Source organism: Micromonospora sp. LOL_021 (assembly GCF_048060215.1).
Lineage (GTDB): Bacteria > Actinomycetota > Actinomycetes > Mycobacteriales > Micromonosporaceae > Micromonospora_E.
The window spans coordinates 89,864-105,568 of the sequence record NZ_JBHMIN010000020.1 but is presented as its reverse complement, the minus strand read 5'-3'; the positions used below and the strand labels follow the sequence as shown (position 1 = coordinate 105,568).

The following is a 15,705-nucleotide window of genomic DNA, read 5'->3' as shown; positions in this document are numbered from 1 at the left end:
GTGCAGTATGTGTTCGACACCGGGCGGCCAGGTACGCGTCGAGCGCCGCCGCCGTGTCCGGCGCCAGCGCCCGGCGGCGGGACCGGCCGCCCTTGCCGACGAACCGCACGCTGCGGTGCCCCCGCTCGTCGCCGACGTCGGCGACGTCCAGGCTGACCAGTTCACCGACGCGCAGCCCCAGATCGGCCAGCAACGCCAGCACGGCGAGGTTACGCGGACCGCTCGCCCCGGTGTCGGCGCGGGCCGCAGCGAACAACGCGTCGACCTGGTCGGGACTCAACCCGACAGTCGCCGAGTGGTCCCGGTCGATCCGCGGCCGGTCCGCGTCGGTCACCGGGTTGGCCGGCACCGCCCGCAGCCGCACCAGGAACGCGTACCAGCTGGACATGGCGGACAGTTTCCGGGCCACCGTCGCCGGGGTCAGCAGCCGTCCGCTGCGCTGGTCGACGGTGGCCTCCAACGCCCGGGCGTACGCGTTGACGTCCAGGAACGACGCCTGCAGCGGGTCGAGTCCAGTCGCGGAACACCACGACAACCAGCCCGTCACGTCCCGGCGGTAGGCGGCCCGGGTGTGCTCGGACAGCCGACGGTTGCGCAGCCACGCCTCGGTGAAGTCGACCGGGGCGGTGGCGGCGGTCAGGCCGCGGTCGACCGGTTGGGGGACGAGACCGGGGGTGGTGGGGTGACGCATCGCAGCAGGATGCCAAAGCCGGTGCCGCCGACGACGCCGAAACGCCGTACGTGATCTTTCCGCGCTGAACCTGACCCTGACGCCTGCCCGGGCGGCCGCGACACGCGGTACGGCGCCGTCAGGACATCCGGACGATCTGGCCGGTCACGTAACGGGCCTGGTGCGAGGCGAGCAGGGTGACGACCTCGGCGACGTCCTCCGGGCGGGCGATACGGCTCAGCGGACTCGAACCGGTGAGCTGCTTCTCCACCTCCGGCGTCACCCAGCCGGTGTCGGTGACCGGCGGCTGCACCACGTTGGCGGTCACCCCGTACGCGGCGAGTTCGGCGGCCGCCGACATGGTGTAGTTCTCCTGCGCGGCCTTCGCCGCCCCGTACGACACCTCCTCGGGGAAGCCGTGCGGGCCGCCGGAGGTCAACCCGACGATCCGCCCCCAGCTGGCCTTACGGGCCAGGTGCCGGCGGGCGAACTCGGCGATCAGCAGCGCCGGGGCGCGGGCGTCGACGGCGAACTGGCGGTCGAAGGTGCCGGCGTCGACGTGGGTCAACGGCCGGCCGAACCGGTCCCGGCTGTCCGGCCGGAACGTGTCGCTGAGCCAGCCGCTGGCGTTGTTGACCAGGATGTCGACCGGGCCGAACGAGGCCGCCGCCTCGTCGAACAGCCGGGCCGGGGTGGCCGGATCCGCCAGGTCCGCCTCCACGGCCACCGCTTTGCCGCCGGCGGCGACGATCCGGTCGACGACGCTGCGGGCGTCCTGGGCGCGGACCCGCCCGTACTGGGCGGGGAACGACGGATCGTCGGCGTAGGGGGACGGGTCCATCCGCAGGTACGCGGCGAGCACCGCGGCGCCCTGGGTGGCCAGGGCGAGCGCGATCGCCGCGCCGATGCCCTGGTTCGCGCCGGTCACGATCGCGACGTGCCCGGTCAACCGGGGGTCGATCATCTTCCCAGGATGCCCGGCCGGCGGCACCGGCGCGAGGCGTTTCCCGGCTTGTCCCCCGCCGGACACGACGAGTCCCCTCCCGGTGCTTCCCGGTGCGCCGGGAGGGGACAGACGGTGCGGGTTTCAGTTGCCGAGCTGCCGGCGGCCGTCGTCGCCGACGCTGATCGAGACCCGGCGCGGCTTGGCCCGCTCCGCCACCGGGATCCGCAGGGTCAGCACGCCGGCCTCGTAGCCGGCCTCCAGCTTGTCGGTGTCGAGGGTGTCGCCGAGGAACAGCTGCCGGGTGAACGTGCCCATCGGCCGCTCCGCGGCGACGAGTTCGACCTTGTCGCCGCTGGGGCGGTTGCGCTGGGCACGCACCGTCAGGACATTGCGTTCCACCGTGCACTCGATGCTGTCCGGGTCGACGCCGGGCAGGTCGAACGCGGCGTAGAACCAGTCGCCGTCGCGGTAGGCGTCCAGGTGCATGACGGCCGGACGGGTGGTGGTGCCGAAGAACTGCTCGGCGATCCGGTCGATCTCACGGAACGGGTCGGTGCGCATCAACATGGTCGGACCTCCTCACGGGTGCGGGCTCCTCGCTACCTGAAGTTGAGCCCCGCAGACTCAACTTACTTATAGCTATAGCGCGCAACCCTGAGGGCGTCAAGTCGTCCCGAACGCGGGACAAACGGGTCGACCGGTCCCGTCGCCGTCCGGCAGGATCACCAACGAAGGCCACGGCGGTACCCGGCGTCGCGACGCCGGGTCCATCCAGGCTCGCGAACGCCATAGACCTGGGCCTACTCGGCTGAGACTGCGACCCGGCGCTCCAACTGCTCCAGCCGTCGGGTGATCGGCGCCAGCTCACGGCGGACCAGGGCCGCGACCGCAGCGAGCGGATCCGTCCCGGCCGTCGCTGTCGCGTCGCCGACGCCGGCGGAGGTGGTCGCCGCCTGGGCACGCAGGTGGGCGTACCCGGCGAGGGCCGCCACCACCGCGCGCCGGGTCGCCCGCAGCTCGACACCGGAGTCACGCAGTACCCGTCCCGCGGTGCCGTCCGGCTCGGCGACCAGCCCGAGCAGCAGATGCTCACAGCCGACGTAGTTGTGACCGAGCGCGGTGGCCTCGGTGACGGCCAGTTCGAGCGCGCTCGCCCCGGTGCCGGTGAACCGCAGGGTCGGCTCCGAATCGCTCGTCGGGGCCGCGACCACGGCGGCCAACCGGGCCGTGACCTGGGCCGGCGGCACCTCGATCGTCTGCAGCACCCGGACGCCGAGGTTGTCACCCTCGTCGAGTAGCGCGGCGAGCAGGTGCCGGGTGCCGACCTCGGCGGCGTGGGCGGAGCGCGCCTGTGTCCGGGCCCGTAGCAGTACGTCACGGGTGCGGGCGGTCAGGTGGGGCAGCTGCGCCGCCAACTGGTCGGCGTCCAGGTCGGCCAGGTTCGTCGCCCGGATCGCGGTGACCCGTCGGACGGCCTGTTCCAGTGCACGCTGACACACCGCCGACACCGCGATGCCGGTGTCGCGGACCGCGTCCGCGAGGTCGTCCGGCAGATAGACGTTGATCTTTGGCATGGATTTGGCCCCCTCGGTACAGATTCGGACCTGACGAGGGTATCACATCTAACCCCTACGGGGGTATACAGGGGTTATCCAAAGGGCCGGTCTGGCTGGCGAGGTGCGGGATGCCCGGTCTGCGGGCGTACCGGCGTCACCGCCGGTACGCCCGCACCAGCACCCGGCGCGAGTACGCCACGAACACCCCCTCGGCGCAGATCCTGCGGTGCAGCGCCGCCAACCGGTCCCGGTAACGGTCCACCGTGAAACCCGGCACTGTCCACACCACCTTGCGCAGGAACACGACCACCGCGGCGATGTCGAAGAACTCCATCCGCAGCGACTCCATCCGCAGGTCGACCACGTCCAGACCGGCCGCCGTCGCCGCGTCACGCACCCGGTCCGGACGCTGATCGGCACGCGGCGGCACCGACACCCCCAACGCCGCCCGCAGCTCACCGACCGAGTCCGGGCCGATCTGCTGGGACAGGTACGCCCCGCCCGGCGCCAGCACCCGCGCCACCTCGGACCAGGGCACCACCGTCGGATGCCGGCTCACCACCAGGTCGAAACAACCGGACCGCAACGGCAGCCCGCCGTCCTGCGCGGCGCGCACGACATGCACACCCAGCGGTGCCAGCCGCCGCCGCGCCACGGCCACGTTCGGCGGCCAGGCCTCCGTCGCCACCAGCAGCGGCGGCACCGACGTGACGCCGGCCAGCACCTCGCCGCCACCGGTCTGCAGGTCCACCGCCCGCCGGGCACCGGCCATCTGACGGCCCACCAGCCGCGCGTACCCCCAGGACGGCCGCTGCTCGGTGGCCCGGCCGGCGAACCAGGAAAAGTCCCAGCCCGCCACCGGCACCGCCGAAGCCTCGGCGATCAGCTCGTCGAACGTCGACACCGGACGAGTCTGACCCGCACCGGGCGACCCTGGCCACCGAGAATCAGTCCGGCCCACCCGCGGCCGACCCGGCTGACGTCGCCGCCCGGTCACGCAGATAGCCGTCCAGTTCGGCGGCGCCGGCCAGCATCGCGCGGCCCCGTGCGGACAGCCGGTCCCGCCACGCACGCAGCGTCGACTCCAGCGGGGCGACGCCGCCGGCGGACCGAACCTGCGTGATCAACGGCGCGATCTGCTCCAGCAGATGGCCACCCCGGCGCAGCTGGTGGACCAGCATCACGTCCCGCACGTCGGCCGCGTCGTAGACCCGGTACCCGGTCCGCCGGTCCCGGCCCGGCCGGACCAGACCGGCGGCCTCCCACGCGCGCAGGGTGGCCGGACGCAGACCGAGCCGCGCCGCCAACGGACCGATGAACGTCCCGCCACGCTCGGGCGCGACCGGCACCAGATCGCGCAGCGCGGCCTCGACCGCCTGCACGGTACGCCGGTCCTCGACCAAATGGCAGTGGCTGTCATCGACGAGCCGCAGCGCGTCGTCGACGGCGCCCCGGTTCACCGCCCGCATGATCGACGTCGCCGTGGCGTGACCGTGCCCGGCCACCAGCGCGACGAACGCCCGCAGCGCCTGCGCGTGCACCGGCGTGTAGACCCGGTAACCCGCGGCGGTCCGCGCAGCCGCCGGCAGGACACCGGCCTGCTCGTAGTTGCGCACCGCCTGAGGGGACAGACCATGCTCCCGCGCCAGGTCCACCGGCCGCACAGCTACCCCACAGTTTGAAAGTTGACGAGGCGTCCACAGCGCCGGACGCACACAAACCTTACACCGTTGGTTCAACGATACCGTTGAAGGAATGGATATCACGGACACCGCCCGACCCGTCGACGGCGCGGGCATCTCGGCGTTGCTGCGGTCGCTGCCCGCCAGACCCCTGCTGCTCGGCCTCGGCGAGGCCCGGCACTTCGTGGCGGAACTGGGCCAGCTGCGCAACGAGATCTTCCGGCACCTCGTCACCCACGAGGGCTACCGGTCGATCGCCGTCGAAAGCGACTGCCTGATGGGCCTCGTCGTCGACGACTACGTCACGACGGGCACCGGCACCCTCGACGACGTCATGCGCCACGGCTTCAGCCACCAGTTCGGCACGTCACCGGCAAACCGCGACCTCGTCAGCTGGATGCGGGCCTACAACGACGACCACGACGACCACGACGACAAACTACGGTTCCACGGCTTCGACGGCCCGCTGGAGTACTGGGCGGCCAGCCCACGCCAGGCACTCACCGGCCTGCACGACCTGCTCGACGGCCCGCCGCCGGGCACCCGGGACACCCTCGACACACTGCTCGGCCCGGACGACCGCTGGTCCGACCCGGCCACCGTCACCGACCCGTCCCGGTCGATCGGCCGGTCCCCCGACGCCCAGCAGCTCCGGCTGATCACCGACGACCTGCTGGCGCTGCTCGACACCCAGGCGCCGCAGCTGGACGCCGCCGACCGCGAACGGGCGGAACTGTACGGGCGTACCGCAGTCGGTCTGCTCCGCTACCACCACGCGATGGCCGACCCGTCCCCCGCCAGGATCGCCCGGCTGTCGGCGCTGCGGGACGCGATGATGGCCGCCAACCTGCGGGCCGTCGCCGACCACGGCCCCGCCCTGGTGTTCGCCCACAACCTGCACCTGCAGCGCAACCGCAGCGTCATGTCGTTCGGCGACCAGCAGCTGCGGATGTGGAGCGCGGGCGCGATCACCGCGGCCCGCCTCGGCGACCGGTACGCCTACCTGGCCTCCGCCCTCGGTACCGTCGGCGACGACACCCCACCGGCGGACACCGTCGAAGGTGTCCTGGCCACCCTGCCGTGGGACACCTGCCTCGTCGACGCCCGCCGACTGGCCCGGACCCTCACCGCAGCCGTCCCACGGGTCAGCCCTGACTTCGCGTACTTCCCGCTGGATCCGGCGCAGCTCGACACGGTCGACGGCGTCGTGTTCGTCAACCACGTCCCCCGACCGGGCACACCGCGGTGACAGCGGGTGGGCGCGCCCACCCGCTAACTCCTGGCGTCCCGTCGTCGGTGGTGTGCGCCGGCGCGACGGTGTGCCGCGCGCAGCAGGTCACGCACCACCGCGTCGGTGCGCGGACCGGGGTCGACCACCGCCAGCCAGCCGCCGGCCCCGTACACGGGATGGGCGAACACGGTGTCGGCGGCGGCGGGATCGACCCCGGCCGGGGCGGCCCCGCGAGGCTCATGCCCGGCGTGCCGCAGGAAATCGTCGCGTCCGACGGCGATGTTGAGCCGGAACACACCCGGCCGGTCCAGGCGCGACATCGCGTCGCCCGGGTAGTCCTTGGTCACGATCGTGGCGAACGGCTGCCGCCTGGTCGGAACCGTGCCGTCGGGCGAGACGTAGAAGAACGTGTCGCCCCAGCTGATCGGCGGCGTGCCGTCGCCGGACGCCGGTCTGAGGGTCAGTACGTCGCCGAGGCCGGCGACGAACGCGATGATCTCGTCCTGGGTCATACCTCAAGCGTTACATTGCAGTGCTCATGGAGACTTCTCCGTCACCGCAACAGGTGGACGAGGCGGAAGGTCTCCACCCGCCTCGAATGCGCACCGTCGACGTCGCCCGGCGGGCCGGGTACGGCGTTCAGCAGATCCGCAACCTCGAACGCGACGGTGTCCTGCCGCCGGCGGCCCGTACCGCCACCGGACACCGGGTCTTCGGGGAACGACACTTGCAGTCGGCGCTGGCCTACCGGGACCTGGCCACGGCGGTCGGACCGGCCGAGGCCCGCAGGATCGTCCGGGCCGCCCACCGCCGCCCGGCCGACGGGATGCTCGCCCTGCTCGACGCCGCCCACGCCCGGCTGCACACCGAACGCGCCGACCTGCGACAGGCCCAGCTGGCGGCCCGGGTCATCACCGCCGAACCCATCGACGACGTACGCGACCACGACGCGATGAGCATCTCCGAGCTGGCCGCGGCCCTCGGTGTCCGCCCCTCGACCCTGCGGCACTGGCACGCCGAAGGACTCGTCGTGCCCGACCGTGACCGGGCGGGCGGACCCCGCCGCTACACTCCGGCCCAGGTCCGCGACGCCCGCGTCGTGCACCAGCTGCGTCAGGCCGGCTACCGGGTCGCACCGCTGCGGGCCCTGATGCCGCGACTGCGCTCCGCCGGGCGGTCGGCCGACGTCACCGCGGCGTTGGCGGTCCGCGACGCCGACCTCACCGCCCGGTCCCGGGCCCTGCTCGACGCCGCCGCCGCACTGGCCACCGTGCTCACGCTCACCGCCGCCCCGGACCACGCCCCGTCGGTCGACCGGTCGGGTCCGGCCGGCCGGCCGACTACCATCGGTGTCGCCGCGACATGCACGTTCCGGGAGCAGCCGATGACCGTCGACGCCACGCTCGCCCGCATCAACGACGGGGTGCAGCTGCACCACCAGCGCGGTCAACGGGACGCCTCCCGTGACCTGTTCACCCGGATCTGGGACGAGATCGGCGGACAGGACGGGGATCCGCTGCACGTCTGCGTCCTCGCCCACGCGATGGCCGACGTGCAGGACGACGTGCACCAGGAGCTGCTCTGGGACCAGCGGGCCCTGGCCGCGGCCGACCTGCTCACCGACACCCGGGTGGCGCAGGCCGGCGTGGCCCTGCCGGTGGCCGGCCTGTACCCGTCGCTGCACCTCAACCTCGGCGAGTGTCACCGCAAGCTCGGTGACCTCGACCGAGCCCGGGAACACCTGCGGCACGCGCAGGCGGGCATCGACGCCCTGGGCGACGACGAGTACGCCCGGCTGATCAGAGCCGGCCTGGACCGGCTGACGCAGCTGCTGGCGTCCGCGTAGGAGCACCAGCTTACGGACGTCAATGAAGAACGTGACCGGATTACCGCTGAGCTCACTCCGCGCGCTGACCGATACGCAGGACGCTCAGGTACCGGCGTGCCGCTCGGTCACCCATGCGGGTGCGGATGCGCTCGGCGATGGCGTCGAGCAGCGGCTCGCGGACATCGCGATCGAGCCTGCGGTACGGCGACTGCGAGCGCAGGAGGTCGGCGAACCCGTCGCCGTCGAACCACTGAACGGTGGGGTACCAGCGCACGATCGTGGGGCCGAACAGGCCGCCAGGATCGTCGACCAGTCCCCAGCCCTCGTGGGTGCTGCGCACGTCGCCCTCAATCGGCGGACGGCCCCAGTCGGGATTCCCGGGGGAGAACCGTTCGTGGAGATCGGCGGTCTCCGCGTACACCTCCGGCTCGCCGGGCCGGCGGATGACGACGTGGCCGAGCAGCGCCATCCAGCCCTCGGGGTGGAGCACCTCGCGTGCTCGCCGCCAGCCGATCGCAGGATCGACCCAGTGCCACGCTGAAGCTGCCACGAGGAGGTCGAAGCGTCGACCGCGGTCGTCCCACTCTTCGAACGTCGACGACTCGACGGTGACGTTGACGAAGGTGGCGAGCCGTTGGCGAGCAAGCGCGACCATACCCGCGCCCGGCTCGATGGCGGTCACCGAACACCCGAGTGCCGCCAGCGAACGGGTCGCCTGACCGGTACCGCAGCCCACCTCAAGCACAGGCGACCTCTCACCTAGGCCGGTGATGGTGACGAGGTCGGCGAACAACGCGTCGGGGTACCCCGGCCGGACCCTGTCGTACAGTTCCGGCACCTCGTTGAACACCTGACCGAGGCCACGTCGATCCGCGCCTGCACCGCACCATCCTCGCCGAGACCGTCGCCGACGTGCCGATTCTGACCGACGGGCGCCCGCCACACGAGCTGACGCCAGACGGGAACGCCCGGGCACCACATAACTGTCATTATGGTGTATCAGTTCTCCGTGACCACACGTCAACTCCGATTATCGGATTGTGATTAACGGTAATTCGATAATCGGGCCACCGGGTGCGGAGGAGCCCGGTGAGCGGGAACCGCCATACTGGTCCGCCATGGACCTGGACGACTACCAGCGCGGCGCCCTGCACACCGCCGCGCCGCGTGACAAGAAGAACGAACTGCTCCACCTGGTACTCGGCCTTGTCGGCGAGTCCGGCGAAGTCGCCGAAAAGTTCAAGAAATGGGTCCGAGACCACGACAGCGACGAGTCCAGGCTCGACCGGGCCGACATCGCCAAGGAACTCGGCGACGTCCTGTGGTACGTGGCGACCCTCGCCGCCTACCTCGACCTCTCACTGAACGACATCGCGACCGATAACCTGGCCAAGCTGGCCAGCCGCCAGAACCGTGGCGTACTCGGTGGCAGCGGCGACAACCGCTGACCCGGCCCGTCCACCGTCCGGGCCGTACGATCAGCGCATGGTCACCCGGCTGGCATGGGTCTCCGCCCACGAGGCACGCGGACACGACGAGGACGAACCGCTGGCCCTGCCGGCGCTACGGCAGGCCGGCCTCGCCGTCGACGTGGTGGTGTGGAACGACCCTGCGGTGCGGTGGGCCGACTACGACCGGGCCGTCCTGCGTTCGACCTGGGACTACCCACAGCAACTCAGACAGTTCCTCACCTGGCTGGAAACCGTCGAACAGGTGACGGATCTGCGTAATCCGCTACGGATGCTGCGGTGGAACCTGGACAAGCACTACCTCGCTGACCTCGACCGGGCCGGGGTACCCGTCACACCGACCACGTTCGTGGAGCCGGGGCACCGTCCACACTTCCCCGCTGGCGACTTCGTGGTGAAACCGGCCGTCGGCGCGGGAAGCCGGCACGTCGCCTCGTACCGGCCGGCACAGCACGACGAGGCGTACGCCCACGTCCGCAGACTGCACGCCGCCGGCACCAGCGTGCTGGTCCAGCCACGACTCACCTCGGTGGCCGACGACGGAGAATGGCCCCTCGTCTTCTTCACCGGCAGGTACAGCCACGCCGCGAACAAACGGGTCCTGCTGCCCCACACCGACCCGGTCGACGACCTGTTCGCGCCGGAAACCAGCACGCCACATGTCGCCGACCCGGAACTGATCGCCGTAGCGCGCAAAGCCGTCGACACCGTCACCGACTCGTTCGGCGTCCCGCTCTACGCCCGGGTCGACCTCGTCCGCGACGACCACGGCCAGCCATGCGTGCTGGAACTGGAACTGGTGGAGCCCTCCCTGTTCCTGCCCCAGAACACACCGGCCGCGCTCGAGCGTCTCGTCGACGCCCTGCAGGCCGACTGACGCCCGCGTCACCCTCCGCCGGTCCGGTCGCCCGGCAGATCCCGCACCACCCGCGCCGGGTTGCCGACCGCGAGCACCCCGGCCGGCAGGCTCCGGGTCACCACCGATCCCGGCGTGCACCGGCCGCGAGCGGATGCGTCGGCGTCAACACCTGCACGTTGCAGCCGATCTGCACATCGTCACCGACGCTGATGGCCGCCGCATCCAACGCCACCAGCCCGAAGTTGACGAAGGTACGCGACCCGACGCTGGTGTGGACGCCGTAGTCGACCCGCAGCGGAGGCCGTACCTCGGTGTCCTCCCCCACCTCAGCGAACAGTTCGACGAGCAGCGCCCAGCGCCGCTCACCGTCACGCGCCGACGTGCGGTTGTACGCCTCGGTCAGATCCATGGCCCGCCGAAGGCACACCTACGGCCACCACGACGGCGGTACGCGTCAGACCGGCAACTACACTTCGGCGGCGATGGACACCCCGCCGCCGGACACCGATACCGCAACCCGGCCCTGCGCACACTGCGGCGCACCCGTACCGCAACGGGCAGCCGCCGGCCGCCCCTTCCGGTACTGCCGCGACAACGACGGAGCCTGCCAACGCGCCTCCCGCGCCAACCGGATGCGCCGCCGCGACGCCCCCGGTCTCGCCGGCCAGATCGCCCGCAGCTGGGAACTCGTCGACCGCCTCGACCAGATGGTCGGCACCCTCACCGAGACACTGCACGCCGAACTCTCCCCAGCCGGCGTCGACCGTCGCGTCGCCGAAGTCCGGGCCGAAGCCGCCGCCACCCTCGCCGCCGCCCAGGCCGAACGCGACGACGCGCGGCAGACAGCCGAAGCCGCCGCCGAAGCCGTCACCCATGCACAACAGATCGCCGCGCAGGCCGCCGCCCGCGCCGAAACCGCCGAGACGCGCGCCGACACCGCGACCGCCGAAGCCGCAGCGGCCCATCAGCAGGCCGCGCAGGCACGGACGGAACAGGCCACCGCGCAGCAACAGGCCGCCGCCGCCGCCGCACTGCTGCGGCAGGCCGAACACGACCGCGACACCGCCCGCGAACAACTGGAACAACTGACCCGGCAACGCGACGAGGACCGGCGCGTCATCGACGAACTCACCCGGGAAGCGGCAGCCGCCACCGCCGCAGCGGCCGACGCCAGCGAAGCCGCACGCACCGCCGACGACCACCGCCGGCAGGCCGACATCCGCGCCGACCGGGCCGACGCGCAAGCCGACGCCGCCCGGGCCGACGCCGCCCAGGCGCGCACAGAAGCCGCCGCCACGGGTGAAGAGCTGCACCGGGCCCGCGCCGACATCGACCAGTGGCAGCGGCGCGCCGATGCGGCGCGACACGATGCCGACACCGCCCGCGCCGACGCCGACACTGCCCGGGCGGAGACCGCAGCCGCCGTCGCCCGCGCCGAACAGGCCCGACACACCGCGACGGAACTCGCCGCCGCCCTCGACACCGCCCGGGCCGAACGTGACAACGCCCAGAACCGGGTCACGGAACTGTCCCGCCAAGTCAGCGACCTCGCCACGGCGCTGGCAGCGCTCAGCACCGCCCAGCGGCCGGTCGACAAGCCACCGGCGGCGCCGGCACAGTGACCTACATCGCATCAACATCGTCACCGATGTGCCAGACTTCGTTAACGCCGTGTTTCATCCCGGCGGCGACGGCGTCCGCGCACCGGTGACACGGCGGCAGCGAGCATCGGCCGGATACGCTCGCACACGTCCGGGCCGCGGGCCCTGCCGCTACCAGGCAGCGTCCGCTGACAGCGGGAATCGCCCGCCCCGTGCACATCGTTACACCTGAAGACCAGCACCACGACCGAGGGGATAGCCGATCATGGGCGAGCGCATGCTGCGCGGAAGCCGTCTGGGAGCAGTCAGCTACGAGTCCGACCGCAACACGGAACTCGCGCCGCGCCAGACCCGCGAGTACCTCTGCGCCAAAGGCCACCAGTTCGAGGTCCCGTTCGCCGTCGACGCAGAGGTGCCGGTGACCTGGGAATGTAAGTTCGACGGCAGCGTCGCCCGGCTGGTCGACGGCAGCGAACCGGAGCAGAAGAAGGCCAAGCCGCCACGCACCCACTGGGACATGCTGCTAGAACGGCGGTCGATCGCCGAACTGGAAGACATCCTGGCCGAACGTCTGCAGGAGGTCCGCAACCGACGCGGCGGCGTCTGACCCACCCGCCCCCGCCGACCGGCGGGCAGACCAGACACCCGATGCCCCTGATGCCGTACGCCGGCGTCAGGGGCATCGTCACGGCCCCGCCCCGCGTTGCCCGCTCACCGCGGCGGGTCGACGATCTCCCCTTCGATCGTCGGACCACCCGCAGCGGCCTGCTGCGCGGAACCGTCCGCAGACCCCGCCGGCGGCGAACCGGACGCCGTCGGCGGCGGATACACCCGCACCCGGCGCGGCCCGAACATCTCCCCGGCCGCCGCCGACGACATCCGCCGCTCCGCAGCGACCTGAACCCGCCGCCGCACCACCCGCCGCACCTGCGGCACCGCCAACACACCACCGAACACGCCACTGACCAGCCCCGGCGCCGCCAACAACACACCAGCGACCAACCCGAGCAGACCATCACTGACCTGCTCGCCGGGCGGACGACCGGACTGCGCCGCCGCCCGGAAACTCCGCCAGGCACGCATCCCTTCCCGACGCAGCAGAGCCATACCCGCCAGGGAAGCGGCCAGCACCAACAGCAACGCCCACCCGTAGCCGATCTGATGGGCGATCAGCAGGAAGACGGCGACCTCCAGCACCAGACCAGCCGCCAACGCCAACGGGATCAACCGCACTCCCCGGCGCATGTCACCTCCTGCGAACGTGGCGTCAGGTCACCTGTCCAGCATGACACGCGCCGTCGTCACGGCCAGCGCGCCGACGCCGTGTCGCGACGCCGGCCGGTCAACCCGTCCCGGCGGGCCCGAACCCCCCAGACGGTCACCCGCCACAACGCCTCCCGCACGATCGACGCGCTCATCTTGCTCGCGCCCTGCTCCCGCTCCGCGAACGTGATCGGCACCTCGACGATGCGGAACCCCTCACGGTGCGCCCGCCAGGTCAGCTCCACCTGGAACGAATAGCCCTGCGACGACACACTCGCGTAGTCGATCTTGTCGAGTACCGCGATCCGGTACACCCGGTAACCACCGGTCGCGTCCCGCACCGGCATACCCAACGCCAACCGGGTGTACAGGTTCGCCCCCTGCGACAGCACCCACCGGTGCCGGGGCCAGTTCACCACCTCACCGCCCGGCACCCACCGGGAGCCGATCACCACGTCGGCGTCCCGCGCCGCGTCGAGCAGCTGCGGCAACTGCTCCGGAGCATGCGACCCGTCGGCGTCCATCTCGACCACCGCGTCGTAACCACGCTCCCGCGCCCAGCCGAACCCGGCGACGTAGGCCGCGCCGAGACCCTGCTTCCCCGGCCGGTGCAGCACATGCACCTGGCCGTCGGCCGCAGCCAGCTCATCGGCGACCGCCCCGGTTCCGTCCGGCGAGTTGTCGTCGGCGATCAGCACGTCGACCTGGGGCACGGCGTCGCGGATCCGGGCGGTGATCAGACGTACGTTCTCCGCCTCGTTGTAGGTGGGGACGACCACCAGCACCCGACCGACACCCGGGTAGCCCTCCGGGCCGCTGCCCGCCGACACCGCCTCGCTCACCGTACCTCCGTATCCGAACTGACCACCCGCCGCCGCAGCCACACCGCGGCGACCAGCACCGCGCCGGCGAACACCACCAGCACCGCTTCAGGCCAGAAACCCATCCGAGTCGCAAGAGTACGCGTCGCCCCGAGTTCGAGCTCACTCACCACGGCGGCCGCCGTGTTGAACCGGGTAGGCTGCGACACCCGCCCATTCTGATCGACAAACGCCGATATGCCAACGGTCGACGCCATCAACCCGGCCCGGCCATGCTCCACCGCCCGCAACCGCACCATCGCCAGCTGCTGCGCCGCCTCGGCCTCATTGAACGTCGCGTTGTTCGTCTGAACCGCCAACACCTGCGCACCACCGGTCACCGTGTCACGGACCAACCCGTCATAGGCCACCTCGAAACAGATGATGCCGCTGACCGCCACCGGACCCACCCGCAGCACACCCGGCTGCGAACCGGCCACGAAATCCGCCCGGACCAGATCCACCTGGTCGGTGACCATCCGCGCCAACCGCCGAAACGGCACATACTCAGCGAACGGCACCGGATGCCGCTTCACGTACACCTGCTCGACGTCGCCACCGGAACCCGGCTCCCACACCAGACTCACGTTGCGCACCTCCCCGGCACCGGGCCCGTACGCCAACGCACCCACCAGGATCGGCACCCCGACAGCAGCCGCCGCCTCGTCGATACTCGCCGCCGCCCGCGCGTCACCCATCGGATCCACGTCGCTGGCGTTCTCCGGCCACACCACCAGATCCGGCGCCGGCACCTCACCGGCCGCCACCTGCCGCGCCAACCGGACCGTGCCCTGCACATGGTTGTCCAACACAGCCCGCCGCTGAGCGTTAAAATCCAACCCCATCCGCGGCACGTTGCCCTGCACGAGCGCCACCACCACCGAACCCGACGACCCGGCCCCCACCGGCACCAACCCACCCACCAGCAGCACCAGCACCGCCACCCCGAAACCCCCGGCCACCGGCGCCAAACCCCGCCAGAAACGCCAGGAACGCCACACCCCCGCAGCCAACACCCCACCGGCCACCGCCACCACGAACGTCACCAACGGCGCCCCACCCACCGCCGCCCACGACAACACCGGCGAATCGCCCTGGCTGAACGCCAACCGCCCCCACGGGAACCCACCGAACGGCGTCCGACCCCGCAACGCCTCCTGCCCCACCCACAACAACCCGGTCACCACCGGCCACAACACCACCCGGCGACGATCCACCACCGGCGACACGAACGCCGCCACCGCACCCAACAACGCCAGATAACCGGCCTGCAACCCCGACAGCAACACCCACGGCAAACTGCCCGTGTGCAGATTCGTCCAACTCAGCAACGGCGCGAAGAACACCACCCCGGCCACGAACCCCAGACCCGCACCCGCCCGCAACCGACGCCGATGCACCGCCACCGACAACGCCGCCACCCCCACCGGGGCCGCCCACCACCAGCCGTACGGCGGAAAAGCCACCAGCAGCGCCGCACCCGACAACACCGCCAGACCGATCGCCCACGGCAACCCCAACGGGCCACCCGCCGCCGCGAGCGCCACCGGCCGCGACCGCTCCGGCACCACCGCCGCATCCACCATCGCCACGTCGAGCCCCACCCGCCAGGCCACCACCTGCGGCAGCCACCGATCCGTCCGACGAAGGCTACCGGCAACCCCGCCCATCCGACGACGACAGCCACCGCCGGCGACGCACCGGCCGCCAAACGAGAAATCGGGGCGCGGCCGATCCGGC

At 71.8% G+C, this 15,705-nt stretch carries 18 protein-coding genes; 6 read left to right on the top strand and 12 right to left on the bottom strand.

Annotated features, from left to right (window positions below; genetic code table 11):
* The 6 genes from ACFHWT_RS15605 to ACFHWT_RS15580 all read right to left on the bottom strand — a co-directional run.
* The coding region (locus ACFHWT_RS15605; RefSeq protein ID WP_416595315.1) for a tyrosine-type recombinase/integrase at positions 1 to 691 on the bottom strand (691 nt) is incomplete at its 3' end.
* 118 nt (positions 692 to 809) lie between these two features.
* The gene (locus tag ACFHWT_RS15600; protein WP_416595313.1) at positions 810 to 1,634 is read right to left on the bottom strand and encodes an SDR family NAD(P)-dependent oxidoreductase; all 825 of its coding nucleotides are present in this window, start codon (positions 1,632 to 1,634) and stop codon (positions 810 to 812) included.
* Positions 1,635 to 1,757: 123 nt separating this feature from the next.
* Complete coding sequence (locus ACFHWT_RS15595; RefSeq protein ID WP_416595312.1) at positions 1,758 to 2,183, bottom strand: Hsp20/alpha crystallin family protein; 426 nt, start codon at positions 2,181 to 2,183, stop codon at positions 1,758 to 1,760.
* A 233-nt stretch (positions 2,184 to 2,416) separates the two neighbouring features.
* Entirely contained in the window at positions 2,417 to 3,190 is a 774-nt protein-coding gene (locus tag ACFHWT_RS15590) for a Clp protease N-terminal domain-containing protein (RefSeq protein WP_416595311.1), read from the bottom strand.
* 136 nt (positions 3,191 to 3,326) lie between these two features.
* On the bottom strand, positions 3,327 to 4,076 hold the full coding sequence (locus ACFHWT_RS15585; RefSeq protein WP_416595310.1) for a methyltransferase domain-containing protein: 750 nt from the start codon (positions 4,074 to 4,076) through the stop codon (positions 3,327 to 3,329).
* Positions 4,077 to 4,119: 43 nt separating this feature from the next.
* Entirely contained in the window at positions 4,120 to 4,788 is a 669-nt protein-coding gene (locus ACFHWT_RS15580) for a TioE family transcriptional regulator (protein WP_416595309.1), read from the bottom strand.
* A 139-nt stretch (positions 4,789 to 4,927) separates the two neighbouring features.
* Between ACFHWT_RS15580 and ACFHWT_RS15575 the strand changes: the two genes are divergently transcribed.
* Positions 4,928 to 6,103: an erythromycin esterase family protein gene (locus ACFHWT_RS15575; protein ID WP_416595308.1), complete on the top strand. Its 1,176-nt coding sequence runs from the start codon at positions 4,928 to 4,930 to the stop codon at positions 6,101 to 6,103.
* Positions 6,104 to 6,126: 23 nt separating this feature from the next.
* Here ACFHWT_RS15575 and ACFHWT_RS15570 read toward each other — a convergent pair whose 3' ends face one another.
* Positions 6,127 to 6,597 carry a DUF6194 family protein gene (locus ACFHWT_RS15570; protein WP_416595307.1) on the bottom strand — a complete coding sequence of 157 codons (471 nt, stop codon included), beginning with the start codon at positions 6,595 to 6,597 and terminating at the stop codon, positions 6,127 to 6,129.
* Between the two features lie 86 nt (positions 6,598 to 6,683).
* Between ACFHWT_RS15570 and ACFHWT_RS15565 the strand changes: the two genes are divergently transcribed.
* A complete protein-coding gene (locus ACFHWT_RS15565) occupies positions 6,684 to 7,931 on the top strand; it encodes a MerR family transcriptional regulator (protein WP_416595306.1) in 1,248 nt (415 codons plus the stop codon).
* 52 nt (positions 7,932 to 7,983) lie between these two features.
* On the opposite strand, the gene ACFHWT_RS15560 is transcribed toward ACFHWT_RS15565, so the two are convergent.
* A complete protein-coding gene (locus ACFHWT_RS15560; RefSeq protein WP_416595305.1) occupies positions 7,984 to 8,763 on the bottom strand; it encodes a class I SAM-dependent methyltransferase in 780 nt (259 codons plus the stop codon).
* A gap of 268 nt (positions 8,764 to 9,031) precedes the next feature.
* Between ACFHWT_RS15560 and ACFHWT_RS15555 the strand changes: the two genes are divergently transcribed.
* Both ACFHWT_RS15555 and ACFHWT_RS15550 read left to right on the top strand, forming a co-directional pair.
* On the top strand, positions 9,032 to 9,361 hold the full coding sequence (locus ACFHWT_RS15555) for a nucleoside triphosphate pyrophosphohydrolase family protein (protein WP_416595304.1): 330 nt from the start codon (positions 9,032 to 9,034) through the stop codon (positions 9,359 to 9,361).
* A 37-nt stretch (positions 9,362 to 9,398) separates the two neighbouring features.
* The gene (locus ACFHWT_RS15550; RefSeq protein ID WP_416595303.1) at positions 9,399 to 10,259 is read left to right on the top strand and encodes an ATP-grasp domain-containing protein; all 861 of its coding nucleotides are present in this window, start codon (positions 9,399 to 9,401) and stop codon (positions 10,257 to 10,259) included.
* A gap of 97 nt (positions 10,260 to 10,356) precedes the next feature.
* Here ACFHWT_RS15550 and ACFHWT_RS15545 read toward each other — a convergent pair whose 3' ends face one another.
* Positions 10,357 to 10,650 carry a hypothetical protein gene (locus tag ACFHWT_RS15545; protein ID WP_416595302.1) on the bottom strand — a complete coding sequence of 98 codons (294 nt, stop codon included), beginning with the start codon at positions 10,648 to 10,650 and terminating at the stop codon, positions 10,357 to 10,359.
* Between the two features lie 73 nt (positions 10,651 to 10,723).
* On the opposite strand from ACFHWT_RS15545, the gene ACFHWT_RS15540 reads away from it, so the two are divergent.
* Together ACFHWT_RS15540 and ACFHWT_RS15535 are read left to right on the top strand one after the other, a co-directional pair.
* Positions 10,724 to 11,863 carry a serine/threonine protein kinase gene (locus tag ACFHWT_RS15540; protein ID WP_416595323.1) on the top strand — a complete coding sequence of 380 codons (1,140 nt, stop codon included), beginning with the start codon at positions 10,724 to 10,726 and terminating at the stop codon, positions 11,861 to 11,863.
* Positions 11,864 to 12,107: 244 nt separating this feature from the next.
* Positions 12,108 to 12,449, top strand: coding sequence for an RNA polymerase-binding protein RbpA (locus ACFHWT_RS15535; RefSeq protein WP_123601539.1), 342 nt, complete (start codon positions 12,108 to 12,110; stop codon positions 12,447 to 12,449).
* A gap of 104 nt (positions 12,450 to 12,553) precedes the next feature.
* Here the strand turns inward: ACFHWT_RS15535 and ACFHWT_RS15530 are convergent, their stop codons facing one another.
* The 3 genes from ACFHWT_RS15530 to lnt are packed head-to-tail and all read right to left on the bottom strand — an operon-like array spanning position 12,554 to position 15,551.
* Positions 12,554 to 13,087, bottom strand: a complete 534-nt coding sequence (locus ACFHWT_RS15530) for an FxsA family protein (protein ID WP_416595301.1) — start codon at positions 13,085 to 13,087, stop codon at positions 12,554 to 12,556.
* 56 nt (positions 13,088 to 13,143) lie between these two features.
* Positions 13,144 to 13,947, bottom strand: coding sequence for a polyprenol monophosphomannose synthase (locus tag ACFHWT_RS15525; RefSeq protein ID WP_416595300.1), 804 nt, complete (start codon positions 13,945 to 13,947; stop codon positions 13,144 to 13,146).
* On the bottom strand, positions 13,944 to 15,551 hold the full coding sequence (gene lnt, locus ACFHWT_RS15520) for an apolipoprotein N-acyltransferase (RefSeq protein WP_416595322.1): 1,608 nt from the start codon (positions 15,549 to 15,551) through the stop codon (positions 13,944 to 13,946). Before lnt ends, ACFHWT_RS15525 begins: the two co-directional genes overlap by 4 nt.
* Positions 15,552 to 15,705: the final 154 nt, after the last annotated feature.

Excerpts from the sequence above, each read along its gene's own strand:
- ACFHWT_RS15600 (WP_416595313.1), bottom strand. The coding sequence starts at position 1,634 with ATGATCGACCCCCGGTTGACCGGGCACGTCGCGATCGTGACCGGCGCG.
- ACFHWT_RS15595 (WP_416595312.1), bottom strand. The coding sequence starts at position 2,183 with ATGTTGATGCGCACCGACCCGTTCCGTGAGATCGACCGGATCGCCGAG.
- ACFHWT_RS15590 (WP_416595311.1), bottom strand. The coding sequence starts at position 3,190 with ATGCCAAAGATCAACGTCTATCTGCCGGACGACCTCGCGGACGCGGTC.
- ACFHWT_RS15575 (WP_416595308.1), top strand. The coding sequence starts at position 4,928 with ATGGATATCACGGACACCGCCCGACCCGTCGACGGCGCGGGCATCTCG.
- ACFHWT_RS15570 (WP_416595307.1), bottom strand. The coding sequence starts at position 6,597 with ATGACCCAGGACGAGATCATCGCGTTCGTCGCCGGCCTCGGCGACGTA.
- ACFHWT_RS15565 (WP_416595306.1), top strand. The coding sequence starts at position 6,684 with ATGCGCACCGTCGACGTCGCCCGGCGGGCCGGGTACGGCGTTCAGCAG.
- ACFHWT_RS15555 (WP_416595304.1), top strand. The coding sequence starts at position 9,032 with ATGGACCTGGACGACTACCAGCGCGGCGCCCTGCACACCGCCGCGCCG.
- ACFHWT_RS15550 (WP_416595303.1), top strand. The coding sequence starts at position 9,399 with ATGGTCACCCGGCTGGCATGGGTCTCCGCCCACGAGGCACGCGGACAC.
- ACFHWT_RS15545 (WP_416595302.1), bottom strand. The coding sequence starts at position 10,650 with ATGGATCTGACCGAGGCGTACAACCGCACGTCGGCGCGTGACGGTGAG.
- ACFHWT_RS15540 (WP_416595323.1), top strand. The coding sequence starts at position 10,724 with ATGGACACCCCGCCGCCGGACACCGATACCGCAACCCGGCCCTGCGCA.
- ACFHWT_RS15535 (WP_123601539.1), top strand. The coding sequence starts at position 12,108 with ATGGGCGAGCGCATGCTGCGCGGAAGCCGTCTGGGAGCAGTCAGCTAC.
- ACFHWT_RS15530 (WP_416595301.1), bottom strand. The coding sequence starts at position 13,087 with ATGCGCCGGGGAGTGCGGTTGATCCCGTTGGCGTTGGCGGCTGGTCTG.
- lnt (WP_416595322.1), bottom strand. The coding sequence starts at position 15,551 with ATGGTGGATGCGGCGGTGGTGCCGGAGCGGTCGCGGCCGGTGGCGCTC.